Origin of the sequence: uncultured Sphingobacterium sp. (assembly GCF_964277905.1) — a bacterium.
Classification (GTDB): domain Bacteria; phylum Bacteroidota; class Bacteroidia; order Sphingobacteriales; family Sphingobacteriaceae; genus Sphingobacterium; species Sphingobacterium siyangense.
In genome coordinates, this window is sequence record NZ_CAXYKD010000023.1 from 1 (window position 1) to 22,946 (window position 22,946).

At 37.9% G+C, this 22,946-nt stretch carries 21 protein-coding genes; 12 read left to right on the plus strand and 9 right to left on the minus strand.

Annotated elements, in window-relative coordinates:
* Positions 1–114: 114 nt before the first annotated feature.
* The 6 genes from ACHWSC_RS09595 to ACHWSC_RS09620 all read left to right on the plus strand — a co-directional run bounded on the left by ACHWSC_RS09595 (position 115) and on the right by ACHWSC_RS09620 (position 4,706).
* Positions 115–1,179, plus strand: a complete 1,065-nt coding sequence (locus ACHWSC_RS09595) for an NADH:flavin oxidoreductase (protein WP_394676589.1) — start codon at positions 115–117, stop codon at positions 1,177–1,179.
* Between the two features lie 150 nt (positions 1,180–1,329).
* Positions 1,330–1,983 (plus strand): alpha/beta hydrolase, encoded by a 654-nt coding sequence (locus tag ACHWSC_RS09600; RefSeq protein ID WP_394676590.1) that lies wholly within the window; start codon positions 1,330–1,332, stop codon positions 1,981–1,983.
* Positions 1,984–2,302: 319 nt separating this feature from the next.
* The gene (locus ACHWSC_RS09605; protein ID WP_394676591.1) at positions 2,303–3,361 is read left to right on the plus strand and encodes an L-dopachrome tautomerase-related protein; all 1,059 of its coding nucleotides are present in this window, start codon (positions 2,303–2,305) and stop codon (positions 3,359–3,361) included.
* 333 nt (positions 3,362–3,694) lie between these two features.
* A complete protein-coding gene (locus ACHWSC_RS09610) occupies positions 3,695–4,009 on the plus strand; it encodes a hypothetical protein (RefSeq protein ID WP_394676592.1) in 315 nt (104 codons plus the stop codon).
* A 32-nt stretch (positions 4,010–4,041) separates the two neighbouring features.
* Positions 4,042–4,362: a hypothetical protein gene (locus ACHWSC_RS09615; RefSeq protein ID WP_394676593.1), complete on the plus strand. Its 321-nt coding sequence runs from the start codon at positions 4,042–4,044 to the stop codon at positions 4,360–4,362.
* 11 nt (positions 4,363–4,373) lie between these two features.
* Positions 4,374–4,706: a hypothetical protein gene (locus ACHWSC_RS09620; protein ID WP_088160906.1), complete on the plus strand. Its 333-nt coding sequence runs from the start codon at positions 4,374–4,376 to the stop codon at positions 4,704–4,706.
* Between the two features lie 12 nt (positions 4,707–4,718).
* Here ACHWSC_RS09620 and ACHWSC_RS09625 read toward each other — a convergent pair whose 3' ends face one another.
* On the minus strand, positions 4,719–5,483 hold the full coding sequence (locus ACHWSC_RS09625) for a DUF72 domain-containing protein (protein WP_394676594.1): 765 nt from the start codon (positions 5,481–5,483) through the stop codon (positions 4,719–4,721).
* Positions 5,484–5,683: 200 nt separating this feature from the next.
* Between ACHWSC_RS09625 and ACHWSC_RS09630 the strand changes: the two genes are divergently transcribed.
* Positions 5,684–6,793 carry a glutaminyl-peptide cyclotransferase gene (locus tag ACHWSC_RS09630; protein WP_394676595.1) on the plus strand — a complete coding sequence of 370 codons (1,110 nt, stop codon included), beginning with the start codon at positions 5,684–5,686 and terminating at the stop codon, positions 6,791–6,793.
* 66 nt (positions 6,794–6,859) lie between these two features.
* Here the strand turns inward: ACHWSC_RS09630 and ACHWSC_RS09635 are convergent, their stop codons facing one another.
* Together ACHWSC_RS09635 and ACHWSC_RS09640 are read right to left on the minus strand one after the other, a co-directional pair.
* Entirely contained in the window at positions 6,860–7,735 is an 876-nt protein-coding gene (locus tag ACHWSC_RS09635) for a hypothetical protein (protein WP_394676596.1), read from the minus strand.
* A gap of 26 nt (positions 7,736–7,761) precedes the next feature.
* The gene (locus ACHWSC_RS09640; RefSeq protein WP_394676597.1) at positions 7,762–8,181 is read right to left on the minus strand and encodes a hypothetical protein; all 420 of its coding nucleotides are present in this window, start codon (positions 8,179–8,181) and stop codon (positions 7,762–7,764) included.
* Positions 8,182–8,649: 468 nt separating this feature from the next.
* Between ACHWSC_RS09640 and ACHWSC_RS09645 the strand changes: the two genes are divergently transcribed.
* The 3 genes from ACHWSC_RS09645 (at position 8,650) to ACHWSC_RS09655 (ending at position 9,835) form a co-directional block, all read left to right on the plus strand.
* Positions 8,650–8,898 (plus strand): redox-active disulfide protein 2, encoded by a 249-nt coding sequence (locus tag ACHWSC_RS09645; protein WP_394676598.1) that lies wholly within the window; start codon positions 8,650–8,652, stop codon positions 8,896–8,898.
* A 7-nt stretch (positions 8,899–8,905) separates the two neighbouring features.
* Positions 8,906–9,136 (plus strand): hypothetical protein, encoded by a 231-nt coding sequence (locus tag ACHWSC_RS09650; RefSeq protein WP_075991818.1) that lies wholly within the window; start codon positions 8,906–8,908, stop codon positions 9,134–9,136.
* Positions 9,137–9,250: 114 nt separating this feature from the next.
* Positions 9,251–9,835, plus strand: coding sequence for a GNAT family N-acetyltransferase (locus ACHWSC_RS09655; protein ID WP_394676599.1), 585 nt, complete (start codon positions 9,251–9,253; stop codon positions 9,833–9,835).
* Between the two features lie 69 nt (positions 9,836–9,904).
* Here ACHWSC_RS09655 and ACHWSC_RS09660 read toward each other — a convergent pair whose 3' ends face one another.
* From ACHWSC_RS09660 to ACHWSC_RS09670, 3 genes are all read right to left on the minus strand, one after another.
* Positions 9,905–12,151, minus strand: coding sequence for a GH92 family glycosyl hydrolase (locus ACHWSC_RS09660; RefSeq protein ID WP_394676600.1), 2,247 nt, complete (start codon positions 12,149–12,151; stop codon positions 9,905–9,907).
* A 34-nt stretch (positions 12,152–12,185) separates the two neighbouring features.
* Positions 12,186–14,471 (minus strand): GH92 family glycosyl hydrolase, encoded by a 2,286-nt coding sequence (locus ACHWSC_RS09665; RefSeq protein WP_394676601.1) that lies wholly within the window; start codon positions 14,469–14,471, stop codon positions 12,186–12,188.
* Between the two features lie 357 nt (positions 14,472–14,828).
* Entirely contained in the window at positions 14,829–17,966 is a 3,138-nt protein-coding gene (locus ACHWSC_RS09670) for a GH92 family glycosyl hydrolase (RefSeq protein WP_394676602.1), read from the minus strand.
* Between the two features lie 805 nt (positions 17,967–18,771).
* On the opposite strand from ACHWSC_RS09670, the gene ACHWSC_RS09675 reads away from it, so the two are divergent.
* Positions 18,772–19,533: a response regulator transcription factor gene (locus tag ACHWSC_RS09675; protein WP_075991814.1), complete on the plus strand. Its 762-nt coding sequence runs from the start codon at positions 18,772–18,774 to the stop codon at positions 19,531–19,533.
* A 2-nt stretch (positions 19,534–19,535) separates the two neighbouring features.
* Here ACHWSC_RS09675 and ACHWSC_RS09680 read toward each other — a convergent pair whose 3' ends face one another.
* Both ACHWSC_RS09680 and ACHWSC_RS09685 read right to left on the minus strand, forming a co-directional pair.
* Positions 19,536–20,228 carry a hypothetical protein gene (locus tag ACHWSC_RS09680; RefSeq protein ID WP_088160898.1) on the minus strand — a complete coding sequence of 231 codons (693 nt, stop codon included), beginning with the start codon at positions 20,226–20,228 and terminating at the stop codon, positions 19,536–19,538.
* A 118-nt stretch (positions 20,229–20,346) separates the two neighbouring features.
* The gene (locus ACHWSC_RS09685) at positions 20,347–21,096 is read right to left on the minus strand and encodes a ThiF family adenylyltransferase (RefSeq protein WP_394676603.1); all 750 of its coding nucleotides are present in this window, start codon (positions 21,094–21,096) and stop codon (positions 20,347–20,349) included.
* Positions 21,097–21,286: 190 nt separating this feature from the next.
* On the opposite strand from ACHWSC_RS09685, the gene ACHWSC_RS09690 reads away from it, so the two are divergent.
* Positions 21,287–21,637 (plus strand): DUF2200 domain-containing protein, encoded by a 351-nt coding sequence (locus tag ACHWSC_RS09690; RefSeq protein WP_120334846.1) that lies wholly within the window; start codon positions 21,287–21,289, stop codon positions 21,635–21,637.
* 33 nt (positions 21,638–21,670) lie between these two features.
* Here ACHWSC_RS09690 and ACHWSC_RS09695 read toward each other — a convergent pair whose 3' ends face one another.
* Positions 21,671–22,924: a PQQ-binding-like beta-propeller repeat protein gene (locus ACHWSC_RS09695; RefSeq protein WP_394676604.1), complete on the minus strand. Its 1,254-nt coding sequence runs from the start codon at positions 22,922–22,924 to the stop codon at positions 21,671–21,673.
* Positions 22,925–22,946 lie beyond the last annotated feature (22 nt).

A 22,946-nucleotide genomic window follows, 5' to 3' on the forward strand; every position in this document is an offset into this window, starting at 1 on the left:
AATGGCGCCAATGACGCGAGCATACGCAAAGGTAACTAGTTTATACCAATAATAGTTACAAATATATACTATTTAAAATATCTTTGTGAAGATTCACGATTTAAAACAAGAAAAATGAGCATACAAAAACTTTTTAATCCATTTGAGTACAAAAACTTAATACTCAAAAACCGCTTTGTAATGGCGCCAATGACGCGAGCATTTTCTAAGGATGGGGTTCCCGACAGGGCTGTAGCGGGTTATTACGAGCGTCGTGCCGCGGGAGATGTTGGTTTAATTTTGACGGAAGGTACAGTTATTGAAAGACCTTCATCAAAGAATTTAAAGGATATTCCAAACTTTTACGGTGACCAAGCATTGGACGGCTGGAAAAATATCGTCGATGCTGTGCACGAAAAAGGCGGAAAAATAGCCCCTCAACTATGGCATGTTGGCTATACCCCAATGCAATGGACTCCGCCTGCTGCGTTTGAAAGCCCAGATACAATGACATTAGCGGATATAGAGGCCACAATACAGGCTTACGCTGACGCTGCAAAATCTGCAAAAGACCTCGGTTTTGATGCTTTTGAAATCCATGGGGCCCATGGTTATCTGATCGACCAATTTTTCTGGGAAGGAATGAACCACAGAACAGACGAATTTGGTGGAAAAACAATTAAGGAGCGTTCCAAATTCGCTGTTGAAGTCGTAAAAGCAATGCGAAAAGCGGTCGGACCTGATTTTGTGATTATTCTACGTTTATCACAATGGAAACAGCAGGACTATACAGCCAAGCTTGCCCCTACCCCTACAGCGATGGAAGATTGGATTCTACCATTGACGGATGCCGGTGTCGACATTTTTCATGGAAGCCAACGTCGTTATTGGGAGCCGGAATTTGAAGGCAGTGACTTAAATTTTGCTGGATGGCTCAAAAAGATTTCAGGACAGCCCACAATCACGGTTGGATCTGTAGGCCTTGACAAAGACTTTGGTGAAGTATTTACCAATTCTGAATTCAAGTCCTCTCCCGCTTCACTGGACGAACTGGTTCGTCGTTATGAACGTGGCGATTTTGACCTTGTAGCAGTAGGCAGGGCCATCTTACAAGACCCCAATTGGGTGAAGAAAGTGCAAGCCGAAAAATACGACGAACTGTCTACTTTTGAAGCTAAGAGCTTGGCGAGCTTATCTTAGTAAGCTCGCGCGATTAGGTGGATTAAAATTACGTTATTCAATATTATAAAACAGGGGCAAAAAATTGATTTTCGAATCAATTTTTTGCCCCTGTTTTATAGCGATAATTCAGTAACTTGTCTCCACAAATGGATACAAACACTTGATTAAATGAAAATCACCGCAACCAAAATATATGTCATCAGCGGATTGGGTGTAGATCAACGTGTATTCAGCAAGATAGACTTTGGCTCGCTTGATATAACCTATCTGGATTGGATTACACCAAGCCGCAATGAACCACTATCTATTTATGCAAAAAGAATATCTGCTAAAATTACCGCAGAGCAACCCATCCTCATTGGGCTTTCTTTCGGAGGAATGCTTGCAATGGAAATTGCCAAAATTATAACTGTTCAACGAGTTATTCTGCTAGCTTCTGCCAAAGGACGGGATGAATTACCCGTACTGTATCGATTAGCGGGTAGACTCAAGCTGAACGTGTTTGTCCCTAATTCACTGCTCAAGACCCATAGCTTTCTGTCGGATTATTTTTTTGGTATACGCTGCAAAGAAGATTCTTTACTGCTGAAACAAATCCTAAAGGATACAGATCCAATCTTTATGGCCTGGGCAATACATCAAATTTTACAATGGAAAAACAATTCGGTTCCGGACAATTTAATTCATGTACACGGTAGTAGCGATCGTATTATCCCCATCAAAAATGTAAAGCCCAACTTTATCATTAAGGGTGCGGGACATTTTATGACTGTGACACATGCACAGGAAGTTGAAAAGCTCTTGCAAGAAATTTGTTCGTAAATCAACACCTTTTAACCACCGAAGCCACTCCCAACTTTTCTAGTCGCTCAGAAAATTAAATCCACGTGGATTCCTATCGGCATTAGTCGCACGACATGCTGATCAGTGTAAAAAAGTATTATTTGGAGAAAAGGACAAACAATAATTGAGAATAGAAGGTTCTTCTATGAGAGCGCGGTCTCTTTATGGAAGCTAAAAATCCCTCTTTATTACTTAGTGGGAACAGTCAAAAGCAATATAGTTAGGTTACAATTATAACAAGAATATGCGAACACGGCTCATATTAAGTTTTTTATTCTGTCACATCTTTTTTCTCACTATGCTGGCACAAGTCAATAATACTACAGCCCCGAAACTGGAGTTCGCAGCAGCCTTAGGTCCATACCGTCCGATCGGTGTGAGCGTTACCTCCAACAATCGATTATTTGTTTCCTTCCCAAAACAAGCGAAAAATTATCAGTATGCACTTACTGAAATCATCAATGGAAAACCTGTTCCTTATCCAAATGAAGAATGGAATTTAAAAGGAAAAGAGAGTTCCCACTTTGTAAATGTCCAGGATATATTTGTCGATACCCAGGACAATCTCTGGGTATTGGATTCTAAACCATCTTCTGCCGGATCAATTTTTGGAAAAGATGAAAAATCAACTCAAGGCCGATTTAAATTGTTAAAAATCGATACAAAAAAAAATAAAATTGAACATATTTATCGTTTCGACGACCTTGATAAAACCAAATCAGGTCTAAATGATATGCGCATTGACCAGAAGCGAAATTTAGCCTATCTCTCCGATCCCGGCCAAGCGGCCATCATTATTTTAGACCTCAAAACAGGACAGACTAGAAAGGCTTTAACTGGAAGCCGTTTTACGCGGGCTGATCCTGATGTAATATTAAGCTATAATGGTATTGAAATGCGTAATGAAAATGGAAAGCCTTTTTCTTCCAACGTTAATGGCATAGCATTGAGTCACGATTTCAAATATTTATATTTCAAACCGATCAATCAAACCCATCTGTATTGTATTGCAACAGAATTTTTAGCCGACGCAAGGCTGACGAATGAAGAATTGGAAGAAAAAGTAGAAGACAAAGGGGAAGTCGGAATCACGCATGGCTTACTAGCAGACATTGATGGAAATATTTACCTAACATCGTCAATAGATTATAGTATTAAATATTTAAATCCTGATGGAAATGTGAATACCCTGGTACGGGACTCCCGAATACTTTGGCCCGATTCTATGGGCATCAGCGGAGATGGATACCTTTATTTCTCCTGTGCACAGCTCTTTAAAGACCCGCAATGGAATAAGGGAGTTGATAAGGTTGAGTTGCCATATTATGTCTTTAAAGTCAAATTACCGAAATTTTGAAAAGAATGTTACAACAAGTGAAGTTCTGAAGCATAAAACTCGCGCTAACACATCTACTTTTTTTACCTAGATATTATCCCATGCGCAGCCTTAACAAAATTCCCTTCGAATAGTTCCCCTTTATATTTGTCCACTTTACCCAGCCACAAGATAAGGTGATAAAATTCAACCTCATAAAAACAATAAAATCGAAGTAAAAGAACAAATCACCGAGACATGCCTCCAATTATAAAAAACAACGGCCTCTTAGACAAAGTATAAAATTTTTAGCAAAAACTTTTTAATACTAATATTTTTAGTATATTTGAATATCAGTTTTAGACAACGCTTTTTATGGAACACAGCGCAGCATATGACAATAAGGATTTACACGTAGGCGACATTGTTCGCTTTCATACTCCTTATCCCGATGAAGATCCGAATACGATTTTCATTGTATTGTGGTCATACTATGATCCTACAGGAAAATCATCACGCGCTGAAGTCGTAAAATTTGACCAACGTTCCAAACAAACGCCTGTTATTCAGAAGTGGTTTATACGAGATTTAGAAAGAGTCCCCGAAGTAAGTCCAGAATTGCTGAAACAAATTGAGCTATTTATGAAAAGTAAACTTGGTAATGCTATTATCAGTAAGCTAGTCATCTAACAAATTTTAGATCTTCAAATTCGACGTAAAATATGGAAAACAAATTCAAAGAGAAGCGAGGTATAGTGTCAGGCCCGACCTGGTCTGACTGGCGCGAACAACTTCGGGAAAGTGAATTAATCGGCTTACAACATAGACTCGAGAAATTAGAAAGAGAAATACTCCTTGATTGGCTGCAATGGCATGATCCAAAAGGAAACTATACAGATCGCAAATGTGTTGAAAATGGCGTGCAGCAGCTTTCCAAATTAAAGGCTGTCGCGTATATACATAAAGAAATCCTGCGCATCCACATGAAAAGAAGATATAATGACTTTTCGAATACACATGCACAACTCATCTTTAACAACTAAAATTTCAAATTATGGAATCTCTTATTAAACAGATCATAGCGCATCAGCTTCCAAAAATTCTAGCCATGGAATCGCATCGCAAGGATTGGCGTTATCAGCTCATGAGTTTAAAAGATAAGACGCTATTCGATAGATTAACGCTTATGAAGAGACAAGAATTACTTGCGTGGCTACAATGGTACGATAATGCCGGGACTTACGCTGATCACGACTGCATCCGGAGAGGTATTCCTTTATTTACGAAGGTTCAGGCATTGACCGCAGCTTATCAGCGGATTATGCGTGAACATGAAGGCTGGGACGGCTACATGGGAACGGAATATATCCGTGGCAGTGCACTTTAAAAAAGACAGTTTTTAAGCGGGAAATATTTTGCTCGCTGTGATATACTTGGCTAATGTATTCAGATTAGACAGTGCCGCTCCGATTGTATTATTAAAATAAGTATAGACTTCTTTTCCCTCTGCAATCCAGTCGTTAATATAGGTGCTGTATTCAAACAATATGTTGTCCGTATAGCTTCCTTTATAGTCACCATTTGGGCCATGGAATCGCATATAGATTATGTTTGCATCTGCGTATTGAAGACGCATACCTTGTATATTCTTATCATGAATAACCAGATTCATATCATAAGATTTTAAAAGTTCAGAAGTTTCTTCCCTATACCAAACGGGATCCCTAAATTCTACACAGATCGGCCACCCCTCACTTCTCTTATCCTGAGCAATACAATCCAGCAATTCAGCAAGCAATCCAATAGAAGCAAATTTAAAAGATGGTGGTAATTGTATGAGCAAACACCCTTTCTTTTGGCCGACAGCATCAATAACGGATAGAAATCTGACGACATCCTGTGGATCAAATTTGAGTTCTTTTTGATGTGTAATTCCTTTCCATAGTTTAAACGTAAACCGAAAATTATCGGTCGTTTCTTCGGACCATCTTCTGACGGTTTCTTCTTTGGGGATTTTATAAAAAGAACTGTTTACTTCCAATGAATTAAATAATAAGCTATATACAGCCAATCGACTTTTATCCTGAAACTCCTCAGGATAGTAGCTTTTATTCTTGTAAGGCAAAAGGATACCGCTCGTTCCAGTAAAATATAATCTTTCCATACCTTTATAACAATAGACTAGCATGTAATTGTTCATTTTTTTTCTTTCACAGACAAATTATCTTTTTATTGATCAGCAATTGAATTGCATATAAAAAACAATTTATCTAAGTTTGAGAAACGAGCATTACAGCAACAGTTATTTATAATCAATTCGCTATCTAATTTATTAGCGGATAATTAATCAAGCACCCTCTATCAATGCACAAAAAATCTTACCTCATTTGTTTCGTTATTGGCACCATTTTGGGCGGTTGTACCGGAAATAAAAGTAACAATACAAATACAACTTCAAGCTCTCAGCCCGAATATGCCGATGAAAATCCGACATTTACCTTTGACAACATCAAACAGAGCTATACGCAGGGCGAGGATCTGATCTTAAAGATGGACAGCGAAAAAACGCCGAAAATAGACTCTGTTATTTACACTATAAACGATAAAAAGATTGGTCAAGTAATCGGAAATGAATCTTTCCATTATTCATTAAAACAGGAGAAATTTGGCAAGCAGATTATTAAAGCTGTCGTATTTAGTGCTGGAAAACGAGAAGAAAATTCGGTCAACATCGATCTATTCGCGTCCACTCCTCCGCTTTTGCTAAGCTATAGCATTGTGAATATTTACCCCCATGATATCAAAGCTTTCACACAGGGATTGGAGTTCTACGGGGATAATTTGATCGAAAGTACCGGGAATGGGATTGGTCCAAGCGGAAATAAAGGTAAATCGAGTGTTCGTATTGTTAATCCAAAAACGGGTCAGCCCACCAAAAAAATTGAATTGGATGATTCAATTTTTGGCGAAGGAGCCACCGTCCTAAATGGAAAATTATATCAGTTGACTTATAAAAACAATCTAGCCTACCTATACGATATAAACACCCTTTCTGTTATTAAAACACTTCCTTACTTTCAGCCAATGGAAGGCTGGGGTTTAACTTCTGACGGTAAAAACTTATACATGTCCAATGGTTCTGATTATATCTATACGCTTAATCCAAATGACTTCTCAAAAATGGACTATATCCGTGCAGCAACGAATACAGCCATGGTGGATCAAATCAATGAAATGGAATGGGTAAAAGGAAAAATCTATGCAAATTTCTTTATGGAGGATGTCATTGGACGGATCGACCCTAAAACAGGTGCAGTGGAGGCTTTAGTCGATCTATCTAAATTACGTGAACATGTAACACAACATGTGGATTTAGATGTATTAAATGGTATCGCCTACAATAAAAGATCAAACACTTTCTTTGTTACCGGTAAAAATTGGGATAAAATGTTCGAAATAAAGCTAACAGAATAGCTTTATTTCGAACATTTAAAAACAGCGTATTGTTATGGAAACATCCAAATTGCGGTATCGCTAACTTTATGGTAATTCTTTCATTTTGTTAAAACCTTCGGTTACCATAGGTACAATTTGCGGTGTAAATAACTGTGGCATAAACGTCTTTGCCTCCATATCTTTATTGACAACCCATTCCGTATACTTATCTGCTAAAAATTCCAATCGCTGTGCTGAAGATAATCCTGGTAAAGTATAATAGATACTTTTTTCGCCTTCTTTCCCTTCCATCTGTACATACCTCCCTTTGGTCACGTTCAGGTGACTGCGGTGTTCAAACTCACGTATAAAGAGCTCATCTTTATCGACGTTATCCCACTTGGGGTCACGCGGGCAACAAACCGATCCGTAACTTTCTCTTCGATAAACGGTAAGCATGCCTTTGGGTGAAATTGGTTTGACAAAATCGAACCTCGCGTTTTCTTCACCAGAAAGCCGGATACTGTCGACTTTAACCGCACCATCCTCTCTTTTTATGGAATAATAAAAATTGGTCGTCGCAGGTTCTATACACATTCCATTTTTCGAGGCTTCTTTGGCAACCTCATCATAATACTTCCAATCGGGGACAATCAGTACAAAATGTTGAAGATCGGGATAGAATTCAGTTGACCTTTTTAGTAACTCCAATGGAATTCTAGTACTCAAAAAGAAAACGTAAGTGGAATCTGGCACGATCTGCAAAGGAAGATCTATTAAATAACTGCCATTTTTCTGAGTCACAAATTCATTGTCGATCATCACAACCTGACCATAGTATTCGCGATACCAATCGGGTTTCACAGTATCAGCCAATGAATACGGGGGTATTGGCTGATGCGCAGCTATTTTGCTCTTACAGGACAATGCCATCATGGGTAAAATGATAGGCAAATACCACTTATTTTTTAGTGTTAACATTGTTATAAAATTAAAATATATTTCAACTACTTTCCTTTTTGACTATCTACTTTTATTCCAGCTTGATTCAAGAAGGCTATTTGATGTCCTAAACACGACTCAGCTAAGGCTGCAATTTTCTCTTTTTCATCTGTAATCTCCCGCAACAGACTTTTCCGAGTCCCTTTTTTCTGTTCATCAATATATTTAATTAATAAAACACCATATCCATCAACGATCTCCGTCATATAACCAATTGTAGCGATGTGAAAACTTTCGGCAGTTTTACTGTATTTCAATTGAGAAGCTTCGCATTTTATTCCTTTTATGTAACTACTCAAAGCACGTGCCTCATTCAATTTCATGTGATAGGAATAGTCTGATTTATCGACATCATATTCCCCTTCCAGCAATTTTCCATAGCTCTCATCCATTTTTTCTCGACAGCTATGAAAGAGCTTAGCCATTTTCTCGTTGTACCCCGATTCCAAATTACCCCTACAGGAACACATAGTACACAGCATAAAGATTAAAGCTAGCATTCTCATTTCTTGATTTTTTTCACAAATAACAGCTTTTTAAAACAGTCTTTCCGTCTCGTTTAATATTCGTGGTCTTTGTTTTAAGATTCGTTATTTTCCGCACAATCCACTTGTTCAAAACAATACGCTTATACCTACTTTAAACAAACTGTTCGTTACCCCGAAAGATGAGAAGGTTGCTCTTTTAAAAAATGGAATCCATAATAATCACCTTATGCTCTGTTATTAAGAAAAAAGGTCCTTCAAAACCTACTATTTTAGCCATTTAATTAATCTTTTTTTTAAAAAAACAAGAAAAACGTTATATTTAATAAGATTCACACATCATTTAACGCAGAAAACTTTGTTTCTTAAAAAGAATTACGGAACTTAGAGACTATAAACCACCGAAATATGAATAATAGACCTTTAAACGGAATGACTGACGAAGAGCTTCAAACCAACAAAAAAAATGCTCTGGTAATTACTTGGATGCTCACAACCATGCTTTTTATCCTATTAGGTATGGGAATTTACACCTCAATTAGCAAAGGATTCAGTGCACTGATGGCCATTCCTTTCGCCTTATCTCCCATTGTTATTCTGAATTTTAAAAGAATAAAAGAAATCAATGAAGAACTCAAAATAAGAGGAGCTCAATAAATTCGTCATGAAACACCTCTCATTATTCGTATTCTTTATATTCATCGCGGATATCGCATTTGGTCAAGAGATAAGTAAATCAACGACACAGACGATCACACAATCGGGTATTGGACTCGGTTCTGTAATTGCCGTTGTCACCTCATGGGATCGCAATAAATCCATACTCTGGGCTTTAATTCATGGAATACTTGGCTGGCTATATGTCATCTATTTTGCATTCACCCGCAACGAGTAACGATTCTTAAATATGATTCTCACCAGAAGAGCCAAGCCGATCATGACCAGAATGTCTTTTCTTACATAACATCGCGATCAATACCTTTTCTATATCTCGTCCCCAATCAAACCCATGAGTTCCTCACCTATTTCCCATACAGATTTTGTCATTGAAGAAGTCAAAGAATCTAGCATTAACTTAATTTCTGAACTAGTAGACCTGACTTTTAATATTGTCCAAGGAGGTGCCTCCGTAGGTTTCATGGAAGATATAACAGTTGAACAGGCAAAAAAATTTTGGACTAATGTACTGAACAAGGTCAAGGAACAGAAAATAATATTGATTATTGCAAGAGATGCCTTTACGCATCGAATCGCAGGAACTGTTCAACTGCAAATCGACCTCCCATCAAATCAGACACATCGTGCAGATGTAGCCAAAATGTTAGTCCATACTGACTTTCGAAGAATGGGCATTGCACAAAATTTACTTCAACACATTGAAAATATAGCCATTGATCTAAATAAGACTCTACTGGTACTAGATACTGTAACCGATAGCCCGGCTTATATTATGTATCAAAAATGTGGCTGGACGATAGTCGGAGATATCCCAAATTATGCGCTCTTCCCGAATGGAACATGGTGTAGCACGACATACTTTTACAAAAACCTGATTGTTCCAGCAGACAAAATAAAAAGCCTCCGAAACGATTAAACATTCATTTGGAGGCTTCTCTTAATTATTTGGGAGTTTCACATAAGAAACTCCATATACCTATAGACCCTATCTATTTTTGTACCATACCGGTCCCGGTTTTTCGCCCATTTCTAGCACCAATGTCGCTCCAGACATAATTTGTTCATGTGTAATATAACTTGTTTCAAGAGGCTTACCATCGATCGTAATGGCTTGTATATAAATATTGGATTTACTGACATGGTTCGCTTTCACGGTAAATTTCTTTCCATTGGACAACTTCAATTCAGCTTTTTCAAATAAAGGGGTACCGATTTCGTATTTTCCACTTATGGGATCTACAGGATAAAATCCCAATGAGCTAAATACATACCAAGCCGACATCTGCCCGCAGTCATCATTTCCACTTAATCCCGAAGGTGTATTCAAGTAAAGTTTGTTCATTACCTCTGCCGCATATTGCTGCGTTTTCCAAGGCTGTCCAACTGCATTGAATAAATAGAGTGCATGATGGCTCGGCTCGTTACCATGCGCATACTGCCCAATCATTCCTGTACTAAAAATTGGCAGTTTGCTGGTGTCAGAAGGATGAAATGTAAACATGCTATCTAACTTCTGTCCAAAGCGCTCTTGTCCACCAACGAGTTTAATCAATCCAGGGATATCATGTTGTACAGACCAAAAATATTGCCATGCATTACTTTCACAGATATGCGCGCTATATTCCTCCGCATCAAATGGAGTAATAAATTTACCATGGCTATCTCGAGGTTGCATAAATGAAGTAGCCGGATTATACACATTTTTATAATTTTGAGCTCTTGCAAAAAATGTTCCCGCAATCTCTTTCTTTCTCATCTTATCGGCCATCATTGCGATGCAATGATCATCATAGGCATATTCAAGTGTTCTTGATAGGGACCAGTTTTCGGCATTGTATTCATCTTTGACATCATAAGGCACATAGCCTAGCTTTTTATACAGACCTATACCCCGGTAATTGTCAATATTAGCTGTGGCAACACAAGCTTCTAACGCTTTTGATGCATCAAAATCACCGATTCCTTTTAAATATGCATCTACAATGACAGGAATTGCGTGATTCCCAATCATCATATCCGTTTCACTCCCGTAAATATTCCATACCGGCAATCGGCCGTGCTGTTCATAAAAGGCTATGAAGGACTTAATCATATCATTTACTCGACTAGGGTCGATATAGGTAAATAACGGATGCGAAGCTCTATAAGTGTCCCAAAGTGAGAATGTGCTATAATTAGTCCAACCTTCGGCCTGATGTACCTTCCGGTCAGCCCCCATATACGCACCATCAACATCACCGAAAATCGTCGGTGCTAACATGGAATGATATAACGCTGTATAGAACTTAACCTGCTCCTCTTTGTCTTTGGTCTCGATCGCTACCCTACCCAATTCGTGATTCCAATTTTGCTCGACCTCCTTTAAATAATAATCAAAGTCATCTTTTGGAACTTCTGCTTTTAAGTTCTTGGAAGCGCCTTCCATACTAACACCCGAAAGAGCCGTACTTAAAGTCACTTGTTCTCCAGCTGCTGTCTTGAAATCAAAACGTGCTTTGAATGCTGTACCAATTCGTTTTGCACTTTTTGCCGTTGTATCAGCGCTGGATAAAATTGCTGAACTATCGATATGAACGGCCATAAAAGGCTTAGAAAACCGAGTTTCAAAATAAACGCGTTGGCCCCTTGCCCAGCCCTCCGAAAAACGATAACCACGAATAGTGACAGAATCGACCACTTCGATGTGCGAATCCGTGGTAGCATCCCAATTCATTGCTTTCTTTAAGTCTAAAAATACAGCAGACTCGGCTTTTGGAAAGGTATAACGTTGAATTCCGCAGCGTGCCGTTGCTGTCAGCTCCACATTTATATCGTAATCAGTAAGTTTTACTTGATAGTATCCGGCGTGAGCCTTTTCGCCTTTATGCGAAAATTTGGAATGTATACCTAAGGGAGCCGCAGCTTCATGATATGGTAAGGTAACCGGCATAAAAGATATGTCGTACAAGTCGCCGGCACCAGTTCCACTTAGATGTGTATGGCTAAAGCCGGAAATCGTACTGTCAGGATAAAAGTATCCGGAAATACGGTCCCAGCCGGGTAGTCCATTATCTGGGCTAAGCTGTACCATTCCAAAAGGTGACTGTGCTCCAGGATATGTATTGCCCGTAAAATCCGTTCCGATAAAAGGATTTACATATCCGACATAAGAAGTCTCATCGGAGTTTTTTAGTGAAGCACAACCAATTAAGGACAAAAGGCCTGCACAGACCGCATAATTAATATATTTCATCGTGTAGATCAGTTTTTCAATTTAGTTTGCCTAATTATCTATTTCCAGTAACGATTAGAATATCCTTACTGTTGACCAAAGTTTGATGGTTGATTTTAAATCCATTGAATGGTTTTCCATCGATAACGATCTTTTTGATATAATCACCAGCACCCTCTTTTTGACGTCTTATCGTCACTTTGTCGCCGTTTGGATAATATTTCTTATCGAGTTGGATGGTCACTTTGTCGAATACAGGTGTTACAACGGTATAATCTGGTCTACCTGGACAAAAAGGATAGATTCCAATCATGTTCATTAAAGCCCATGTAGACATTGTTCCCGTATCGTCATTTCCCGGTATCCCCCCAGGGCTGTTCGTAAAATGCTTTTCTAAAATTTCTTTGACTAGCTTCTGGGTACGCCATTCTTCTCCTTTGATTTCTGAAAACACATGTGGATACAGCATATCTGGTTCGTTAGTAACATCAAAATACCCTTTATCAAACGTTGCCTGCAGTCTATCCACAAATTTTTGCTTTCCGCCCATCAATTTCACCAAACCAGGGATATCAAATGGAATGGCAAAGCTATAGTTCCAAGCGTTACCCTCATGGAAACCATGATTAGGTTCAAAATTGGCACCCATCAATGGGCTAAACGGACTTAAAAACTCGCCGTTAGGAAGAATGGGTCTAAAAGTCCCATACTCCGAAGAATAATAATGTTTATATCCCTGCGCTCGCTTAGCAAAAAGCTGGGCATCTTTGGTTTTCCCCAATGAACCAGCCAACTGCGCTAGATTCCAATCTGCAACATAATATTCAATGGCATGAGATACCGAATTATCGAATGAATCGCGCAATGGGACATACCCATACTTCACATAATCCGCATTGTCTGGTCTAATTTTATTCGTGGAGTCCGTAGTCGTTGCCGATTTCAGAAACGCTTCATAAGCTGTATTGATATCAAAATCCCGAATGCCTTTCATCCATGCATCGACGATTACTGGAACTGCAGGGTCGCCATCCATGGTATAACTTTCTCGGCTATACAACTCCCATTTGGGCATCCAACCACTTTCCTTATAAATATCGATCATGGAACGTATCATGCCCACCTGCTTATCAGGATAAACCAGTGACATTAAAGGCTGAACATTTCGGTACGTATCCCATAGCGAAAACACGGTGTAACGATTGTGATCTGCAACAAGTGTCTTCCGAGTTTCCATAGCAGGATACTCTCCGTTTACATCCTGCAAGAGATTTGGATGAATCATGGCATGATATAATGCTGTATAGAACACTGTTTTTTGGTCCTCTGTACCACCTTCTACCTGTATCTTTGACAATGCATTGTTCCAAAGCGAAGCTGCATTCTTTTGTGTTTTTTCAAAGCTAAAGTCTGCTTGCTCAGCATCTAGATTTTTACGCGCATTCTCAACGCTCACAAATGATACGGCCAGCTGTACTTCTAAGCTTTCATTTTCTTTGACATCAAAACTAAAATATGCGCCAAGATCATCGCCGGAAAGCTGATCGGTATAGTCCGTAAAAATTTTATATTTTCCGGCATCTTTATTCCAATCGTTTTCCCATTTTTCTCCGGCACGCTGGAATTTCCAATATCCTCTTTTTGACGGTTTTTTATTGACGCGCATAACAAAGAAGATCGGGTAAACAGCCTGATTGTTCGTGTAACAGAAAGAGCCCAGCAACTTAGATCCTTCTATTTCGGTATCACTTACATAACGAACTGTTGCTCCCGTTTCATTTGTTAAACCTTCGCCCAAATTAAGCAGGATATTTGCCTGTCCTTTTGGAAAAGTAAATTTAGAAACACCTACACGGGTTGTTGCTGAAACTTCGGTCTTGATACCGTATTTCTTTAACACATTGCTATAATACCCTGGATGGGCAACCTCCTGCGTATAGGTACTTCCATATTGATGATAATCTACCTCTAATTTCCCTGAGGTTGGCATCAACAACAGACTTCCCATGTCTGGACATCCTACCCCACTTAAATTAACATGAGAAAAACCTGTAAAATAACTGTTGCTATGTTCATAGGGAGTAGACCACCATCTTGCATCCTTATCAAAGGCATTAAGTGATGATCCCATTACATTAAACGGAGAAACATTCATCAAGCCGTTGGGAACCTGAGCACCCGGATTAGTTGTTCCATAATTGCTGGTACCGATAAACGGGTTGACATAGTCTGTAGGAAGCTTTTGGGCAGAAACGTTCTCCCAAAGAAATAATCCTAAAAGTAAAAAACGAATAGATTTGATCATATAATCTTGATAGACGACATTGTTAATTGCTTTCATTCAAGCAAACACCATAGGCCGCGCATTTTAGCGTGTACCTACAATACTACAGATAATCGCAAAGATTTACAAATCTTACAAGTGGTTATATCGATGATTTTACGTTTGTTAATAGGATTTAGCAAAACTATACATGTTAAGCAAAGAGATTTATGATGGCCAATAACAACAAAAGCCTGAAGTGGGGAACTTCAGGCTTTTACTAACTAACCAATTATTAACCTAAATTATGAAACTAATGATATAACGTCATCAAAAATGAGTTTCTTATATCAGGTCTCTTAGTTTAACCAAATTTTAACAAATCATTGTTATAGGTCAACTCGGTCTATTGAGATCTAGCAGTAAATATATTTTTTATTGATACAGTCCCCATTGTTTATTCGGGGTAGCGCCCATTTCTAAGACGAGCTCTCCTCCTTTTAGCAATTCGGAAGCATCAAAATAAAAGGTATTGAGCGGTTTTCCATTTAACGTAGCGCGTTGCACATACATATTTTTCTTATTTGCATTTTTCGCTTTGATAATAAACTGTTCACCTCTTCCATATTTACCATCCAATCTAATCTTAACCTCCTCAAAGAGTGGGCTTCCTATTTCATAAATTGGCTTGACCCTTGTTCCGCCATCGATCTGAAATAAACCAATAGCATTCATGATATACCAAGCACTCATTTGCCCCTGGTCTTCATCGCCGAGATAAGCATTCGAAACCCCTTGGCCATAATAGCGCTCACCTATAGAGCGGCTCCATTTTTGTGTCAACCAGGGCTTATTCAACCAATTAAAAATATAGGCAAAATGCATTGATTGCTGATTTCCCTGAACAACAGGATAATCCCAATATTGATCATTAGGGCCGTTATAGCGCCATTTTTCACTTTCTGGAAATCCCCATTCCAATCGTTTTAAAAACACATCCTGTCCGATCATTTTAGCTAACCCGGGAATATCCTGTGGCACAAAAAAAGTCAGTTGCCATGCATTTCCTTCTACATAATGATGGTTAGCTCCCGATTTAAAAGGATCAAAATCTTTATACCATTCTCCTTTTGAATCCTTCATCCGGGCATAGCCACTACTGACATCTATCGCATTTTTCCACCAGTTTCCGCGATCATTAAAATAGTTGTACTCCTGTTCCTTTCCTAACGATTTTGCAAACTGCCCAACTGTCCAGTCGTCAAAACTATATTCCATTGAATTAGAAAACCGGCCCAAATCATAAGGAACGTACTTATATTTTAAATAGACATCCAAATCCCTATTGCCCGCAAAACCGCCTTCAAATTTCAATGGACTTGTTGTCTGCATTTTTTTAACAGCTTCAAATGCCTTTTCAGTATCGTAATCTCTAATCCCCATCTGGTATGCCCCAACAATTAACGGTATTTCATGTTCAGCTACCATGACGGGAATATACTCCATTCCAGCCGGCCCTTTCGCCAACCATCCATTTGCGTCATACATCGCAAGTTGCGATCTGACCCATTTATTGGACCATTCCGGCGTAACCAAGTTCCAAAACTGATTTAAATTCCAAAAGGTATTCCAGAAAGCATCACAACCTAAAGCGAGATCCCCTTTATGGGCTAAAGTTCGTATCACTTCATCCGAAGATCTCCATTGACCATTCACATCACTAAATGTGTTTCGGCTTGCCAAAGTGCGATACATATTGGTATAGAATTTCTCTTTTTCAAAATAGTCTGAAGACTTTATCGCCAATCTACTTAAAAGTTCATCCCAAACTTTATGTTGATTTTCCACGACCCGATCAATCGACCATCCGAATGGCTCCGACAGTTCCGTTTTTAGATTCTCCTCTGCATTGGCTAAACTCACATAAGAAATCCCTGTGCGCAGTTGTACAGCCTTATCTTTATGCACATCAAATTCCACGTACATCCCCGCAAATTGAGCGCTATCAGCAACCAAATCAGCCCGTTCAGTCAACCGATCATTATGCCATGTGCCATAGTTTATGATAGGTTTATCAAACTCCATCACAAAGTATACGACATAATCCTGTTTTGCATCTGTGGACCAAACGTTTTCAGATAATTGATTACTGTATCCCACAACCTTATAGTCAGAAACCTTTTTCAGCGAGAAATCTTTAATTTTATAATCATATTCTCCGTTAACCTTGAGATCAATCATGATACGTCCTGTGTCCGACTTATGATAGGTATATTGTTGAAAGCTGGAACGTGTACCAGCCGTCAATTTTACGTCGATATCGTGATCAAGGAGATGAACAGCATAATATCCCAATGGAGCTTTTTCGCTGGTTTTATCTATTGCTGATCGATATCCTGAATTTGTACTGTACTGATCTCCGACCCGAGTTTTCAATTGACCTGCTGTCGGAAATGTTCCCAATCCAGCCATTGTCCATTCGTGAATATGGCTAAATGTACCAATAGATTCGATAGAAGGTTCATAACCTGCCTGCCAGCCAATATTTTGGTTATCTGGACTTATCTTTACCATGCCAAAAGGCATCCATGGACCCGGGGCTATCATCCATCTGGAATGTGCTGCCCCCATCATCGTGTTCACATAATCTGAAACTCCACCTAGTCTTTTTGGGCCCCGCTTGATTGTTGAAGACTGTATTAATTGCCCACTGCTATAAATTTCATACTTACTCCATATATCCTTAGCGACATAAGGCATTGGTATTTCCAATTTCGCTGCACCTTTTTCACGTGTTTTCTCATAAATTTTCTTTCCATCTAAGACTACTTTCAACTGTTCATCATCTTTCAATGTCAAGAGATCAACCAGCATATTTTGGACGGGTTTCCCTGCATTTAAGATCTCAAATTCAGCTTGCTGTACATTTTTAACAATTACAGAACGATTGGCGATTAACTTTACTTGCTGTGGCCCGAGCAGTTTAAAGGAATCAAATTCAACCCAACCTCCCTTTATGACAGTCATCGTAATCTGATTTCCGCCTTTCTTAATGAGATCAGCTTGTAATGGTATATTTATCGTAGAATTTCCAGATTTTAAAGGATTCTCTAGTGGCTCACCATTTCCTGCTCCCCGCTCCACCTCAAAATTATAGGGCTTGCCATTGATTACGATCTGTAGTGTGGGTTTATTTTTAGGGTCACTATTGGCCAATTTAACCTGAAGTGTGCACTGACCATTTTTTGTACTATTGTTTAACACATAGTATAAATTCAAAAAATGTGTTCTCAGACCAGAGGTTCCTCCAGTCCCGCCCCATTCATTAGCCGGACCGGGCAATACATAGGGTAAATCCCTTGTTAAAGAAGATTGACCGATGATAAACGCATTGTCTTCATAACCGAAATCATGTTCCAAAAATTTCTTATATCCATTCGGGGACAAGGCAAATTCGCTGCTCAAACCGTCTGAATTTCCCAATTGCCATATTTTGTGCTCCTGGCCAACAACAGACTGAGCACACATGAACAACAGACCGGCGGCAAAAGAAAGTGAGAAACGTAATTTCATAAGTATCAGATTTTATAATTTTTAATTACATCAGTTGCTTTCCTCATAAAATGCACGAAACAATTCACAAAACACATCACATTGTACATACATTAATAATCTACAAAAACGTTTAAAAGCAAAACTTTAAGCACAATATTACTACAAAAAAAACAAATATCAAATGAATAAAATTAAAATGTATATACATATAGAAAGGGAAAAAAAATGAACTGAATCTAATTAACACAAGCTGGGAAAATGAAAGGTTTTGATTCTTGGATAGAAAAGTTAGGTCAATTTGTAGTTTGCGCCATATCGATCCTGTTTCCTAGTTTTCGGGGAAAAATTGTCTTTACTTAGAAAAGTGTTTCTACAGATTATTTATGATAAAAAAAAACTTAATAGAAGGGTGCACATGGCAATAATTTACCTAGAGTTCATTATTCTAGGATTAAAACTTTGTCAAAACTCAAGTAAAGCAATAATTAATATTGGCTATTTGGATCTAATAAGTTATATTTATACAATTATTTGCTTTGAGACCTTAAAGATAAGAGTATTATCTTTTGTATTATCATTATAAACAATATTCTACACATTTGTGTAGAAACTTATTTCATTGCTGGATAGAGATTTAATATTTTAAACAAGTTCCACTATTAACGTTGACGATGATTACAAAGTAAGGATAGGAACGTGAAAAAGCCTATTACTAGCGTATAAATTGAGATTATGCCCTTATTTTTGTAACTTGCACGCCAGGACAACATCGATTTTACGTGGTATTCAAAAGCGATTGCGGATCATCTTTGTAATTTACACTATGAAAATTAAGATTGAAGATTTTTTCAAGCCGGTACAAGTTAAAGACGACTTTAGCAAAGATGATTATGAGATTGTCGAAGCTTTTATAAATTTTGCCAAATCCTTAAGCAGGTTAACCTACCAAAGTATATATTTAATTGACTATTCAAAGAAAAGCTTTTTATTTGTTTCTGATAACCCAATCTTTTTGTGTGGAAGCACTCCTGCGGAAGTCATGCGGGAAGGCTATTACCACTATGTGAATAATGTCCCTGAGAGCGATTTACATTTACTAAAAAAGATCAACGACGTTGGTTTTGACTTTTTTGGAGATTTGGATGCCGAAGATCGCTTAAAATTCTCGATATCTTATGATTTTCATTTAAAACAACCTGGAAATAAACCACTATTAGTAAACCATAAACTAAAACCTCTGCTCCTAGATAAATTTTCCAACCCCTGGATCGCGCTCTGCTTGGTTTCTATATCCTCACATGCAAACTCGGGAAACATTAGATTTAAATCTGATGAGGATGGGAAACAGTTTGAATATGATTTGGATAAAGATATTTGGGTAGAAACTCCTCGCATTAAATTGAAACCCCGTGAAAAGGATATTCTTCTTTTTTCCGCACAGGGTCTTACTATGGATCAAATAGCAGATCGACTTTATGTATCAATTGATACAGTAAAATTTCATAAAAAACAAATATTTTCAAAACTGAAAGTCAAAAGCATTACAGAAGCTACAGCATTAGCAATTGAACTATCTCTTTTCTAATGTTATTCACTATTTTTTGAACATAACAGCATTAGTTTAGACATCTCAACAAATTTTTGAATATCGACCTGGTTTCCCATACTAAATTGGGAATATTTATTTTTCTCAATAAAAGTGTCCAGCCATTCTGATTTAATATAGATCGGTAATGTCTCAGAATAGAGGTAGATAATTGGATCACCAAGTTCAAAAGATTCTATTTCTAATTTCCGAAGAGTATTTACCACCTTTCGATCACATTCTGCAATGACTAGTCCGCTACCAAGGCTATAAGGGCCATAAAATGCGTCAAAAAGCATCTTTTTCAGAATATTGATCCGATTACCTATTATCTTTCCAGAAATTACAAAACGCCCAATGTGCCAAAAATTCTTTACATGCGGAATTAACAAACTTTCTGTCTCGATATCAAATAATTTCTGAATCGGCAAACTCGTTTCCTTATCCCAAAATGTAATTCTAATGGATGCCTGAATACAGTCATCAAGCTTACTTCGAAGCACATAATAAATGGAACGATCAAAAAAAATCTGATCCTCTCCTATCAATGACTCAAAATCAAACGCATATTCTTCTTCGGAATAACTATCCAGTTTGTAATGCTGCTGAGTCGTTACTAAATAAAAATGAATAAGTTCAGGAAGTTCGTTTTTATTAAGCTTGGTAAAATAATAATTTTCAGGCGTCCAGTTCATGCAAATGTTATTCGATATGCAATTATAAAAATAAAGACTTTTCGTTTAAATTCCCACAGAGACAAATTTACTACACAAAAGTGTAATGGAACGAATGTTTTTTTCAATTATATTAAGTTCAACTAATCATTGATAAATAATAGGAATCTGGAAAGAATTTTACAGGTTTAGATGTCGCTAAATTAAATACGATATGAGTAACCATTCCCGATAATAAATACAGACCTAATGATAACTGCGGAGGAGAAGACTTCAGCGCTATTTTACCATATTCTACCAAAAATTCCTCAAACCATTTCGTTTCTATTCCCTTTGTTTTTAAACTTTCTACAATAAATTTACCGACATTTAATTCAAATGTCTTGTGAGCCTTTTCCAGTGAATGTAAATTAAGACCTTCAGGTGGAAGAACTGTTAAAAATCCTGCCCAGCCCAAATTATAAGGATGTACTACCGGTATATTTCTTTTTGCCATATACTGGTCAAAAACAAAAGGAATATCGGAAGAAAAATCCAACGCATTAATGGCAACCTTATGGTTAATATCGATATTATATAGATTATCTTTGTTAATAAATTCAGAAAACACGGTTATTTTGGCTTGCGGGTTAATTGAATGTAAACGTTCCTGCAAAGCAAATACTTTCTTAATACCAATATCCTTGTTTGTGTAATTTTGTCTGTTTAGATTTGTCAATTCGACAACATCTCCATCGGCAATTGTCAAATTTTCGAAACCCATACGCAATAAGCACTCTGCAATGTAACTTCCTATTCCACACCCTCCTATCAGCACAGGAAAGTCTTTGATACGTTGTTGATCCTCTTCTTTAATATGTATGTTATTTCGAATATACCTCAAATCCATATATAATCTTTCAATAATTTTGTATCACATAAAGATAGAATTATAATTTATATTATTATTAAAGAAATTGCTAAGTAAATTTTATAGTTACGTAGCAGCAATTAGCAATGATCATGCTTAATTTAGCCAACTATCCTTTGTTTCTATTTTCATTCAAAATGAATACCTTTAATAAAATCAACGTGTAAAAATGGATAATACAAGAATATATCGCATGTCATTTGCTGGTGTATACCCGCTTTATATACAAAAGGCCGAAAGAAAAGGACGCACAAAAGAAGAGGTTGACGAAATCATTTTCTGGCTTACCGGCTATAACCCCATATCGTTACAGCAAACGATTGACGATAAAATTGACTTTGAACATTTCTTTAAAGAAGCACCAAGTTTAAACCCGAATGTTTCGAAGATCACAGGCGTAATTTGTGGCTATCGCATCGAGGACATTGAAGATCAGCTGGTTCAGAAGGTTCGTTATCTCGATAAATTAATTGATGAACTGGCCAAAGGTAAATCCATGGAAAAAATTTTGAGAAAGTAAACCCTGCTACGATTCGTAAATAGCACGTACTTACTATTCCAATGCATAGATGGCACCGTCAGCGGAACTAAAATAAAGCCGATTTTCATCAATCCAAATTGTTGAAAAGATACTTCCCATCTGCAGGTAGTCTGCAAACAGTCTTGTAATATCATCCTCATATTTTTGTTGCAGATCAGCGCGCAGCACATTTTCATCATTTATAAACAATTGCCTATTCTTTTTACTTGACTCAGTTTGAAAAATAGGTACAACCCCTCCATTTTTTATATCCAATCTATAAATTACACCATCCAGCGTTCCAAAAAAGGCCTCATTACCTACGATAGTGGCACTGCTAAATGTATTTAAAGGCACTTTAGGTTCAACTATTTTCACACCGTCCATTCTATTTAAAACAAGTATACTATAGGAATCCGACATGGTTACGACAAGCTTATCGTCAAAAATACTAGGAACACTCGTCCAGCTCCCCGGCTGATGATATACCCAAAAACCACTTCCATTCGCGGTATTAAGCGCATATACATTAAAGTCACGAGCACCAAAATAGACTGTACTGTCGGCGACTGCTGCATGGAACTGAATCTCGCCTTTTGGAAAATAACGTTCGCCAACCGTTTTAAACTTCCAATGAAGGGTACCATCTTTTTTCAAACAATAAAAATAACCATCAAAACTACCAATGAAAACACGCTCTTGTGTCAGCGTTGGGGCTGCATGCACAATGCCCCCAGTCAGGAATTTCCAAACAAGTTTTCCTGATTTAGCATCTACGGCATAGACATGGTGATCCCCAGACCCAAAATAAACTACACCATCTGCAACAGCAGGAGATGAGAGGAAATAGTCCCATACATCATAACTCTTTTCACCATCGGTTGAAAACTGCCATAATTTTCGACCTGTTTGGGCATCCAGGGCATACAAGTAGCCATCAGTGCTTAAAAAATACACTGTTCCGCCATCAATGGCAACAGTCGACCGAATTTCACCGGTAGTTTTATACTTCCAAAGTATATTACCGCTCGTTTTATTCAATGCGTAAAGATTACTGTCGCAAGACCCGACAAAAATAATGTCCCGCCAAACGACGGGCGAAGAAAACAGCCTTCCCTTTGTTTTGAATTTCCATTTCAATGCGGGATTTAACCTAATGTTGGATTGTGCTGTATAATTTTGGCGATCTAGGCCTTTAGCCAGCTGCTGCGCCCGTAATTGACAAAAACATCCCACTGCAATAAATAGGATAATAATTGGGCGCCAATCATATTTTAGTCCAAACATCGATGTACTTTTATTCAGGTTA

Excerpts from the sequence above, each read along its gene's own strand:
- ACHWSC_RS09595 (WP_394676589.1), top strand. The coding sequence starts at position 115 with ATGAGCATACAAAAACTTTTTAATCCATTTGAGTACAAAAACTTAATA.
- ACHWSC_RS09600 (WP_394676590.1), top strand. The coding sequence starts at position 1,330 with ATGAAAATCACCGCAACCAAAATATATGTCATCAGCGGATTGGGTGTA.
- ACHWSC_RS09605 (WP_394676591.1), top strand. The coding sequence starts at position 2,303 with ATGCTGGCACAAGTCAATAATACTACAGCCCCGAAACTGGAGTTCGCA.
- ACHWSC_RS09610 (WP_394676592.1), top strand. The coding sequence starts at position 3,695 with ATGGAACACAGCGCAGCATATGACAATAAGGATTTACACGTAGGCGAC.
- ACHWSC_RS09615 (WP_394676593.1), top strand. The coding sequence starts at position 4,042 with ATGGAAAACAAATTCAAAGAGAAGCGAGGTATAGTGTCAGGCCCGACC.
- ACHWSC_RS09620 (WP_088160906.1), top strand. The coding sequence starts at position 4,374 with ATGGAATCTCTTATTAAACAGATCATAGCGCATCAGCTTCCAAAAATT.
- ACHWSC_RS09625 (WP_394676594.1), bottom strand. The coding sequence starts at position 5,483 with ATGGAAAGATTATATTTTACTGGAACGAGCGGTATCCTTTTGCCTTAC.
- ACHWSC_RS09630 (WP_394676595.1), top strand. The coding sequence starts at position 5,684 with ATGCACAAAAAATCTTACCTCATTTGTTTCGTTATTGGCACCATTTTG.
- ACHWSC_RS09635 (WP_394676596.1), bottom strand. The coding sequence starts at position 7,735 with ATGTTAACACTAAAAAATAAGTGGTATTTGCCTATCATTTTACCCATG.
- ACHWSC_RS09640 (WP_394676597.1), bottom strand. The coding sequence starts at position 8,181 with ATGGCTAAGCTCTTTCATAGCTGTCGAGAAAAAATGGATGAGAGCTAT.
- ACHWSC_RS09645 (WP_394676598.1), top strand. The coding sequence starts at position 8,650 with ATGAATAATAGACCTTTAAACGGAATGACTGACGAAGAGCTTCAAACC.
- ACHWSC_RS09650 (WP_075991818.1), top strand. The coding sequence starts at position 8,906 with ATGAAACACCTCTCATTATTCGTATTCTTTATATTCATCGCGGATATC.
- ACHWSC_RS09655 (WP_394676599.1), top strand. The coding sequence starts at position 9,251 with ATGAGTTCCTCACCTATTTCCCATACAGATTTTGTCATTGAAGAAGTC.
- ACHWSC_RS09660 (WP_394676600.1), bottom strand. The coding sequence starts at position 12,151 with ATGAAATATATTAATTATGCGGTCTGTGCAGGCCTTTTGTCCTTAATT.
- ACHWSC_RS09665 (WP_394676601.1), bottom strand. The coding sequence starts at position 14,471 with ATGAAAGCAATTAACAATGTCGTCTATCAAGATTATATGATCAAATCT.
- ACHWSC_RS09670 (WP_394676602.1), bottom strand. The coding sequence starts at position 17,966 with ATGAAATTACGTTTCTCACTTTCTTTTGCCGCCGGTCTGTTGTTCATG.
- ACHWSC_RS09675 (WP_075991814.1), top strand. The coding sequence starts at position 18,772 with ATGAAAATTAAGATTGAAGATTTTTTCAAGCCGGTACAAGTTAAAGAC.
- ACHWSC_RS09680 (WP_088160898.1), bottom strand. The coding sequence starts at position 20,228 with ATGAACTGGACGCCTGAAAATTATTATTTTACCAAGCTTAATAAAAAC.
- ACHWSC_RS09685 (WP_394676603.1), bottom strand. The coding sequence starts at position 21,096 with ATGGATTTGAGGTATATTCGAAATAACATACATATTAAAGAAGAGGAT.
- ACHWSC_RS09690 (WP_120334846.1), top strand. The coding sequence starts at position 21,287 with ATGGATAATACAAGAATATATCGCATGTCATTTGCTGGTGTATACCCG.
- ACHWSC_RS09695 (WP_394676604.1), bottom strand. The coding sequence starts at position 22,924 with ATGTTTGGACTAAAATATGATTGGCGCCCAATTATTATCCTATTTATT.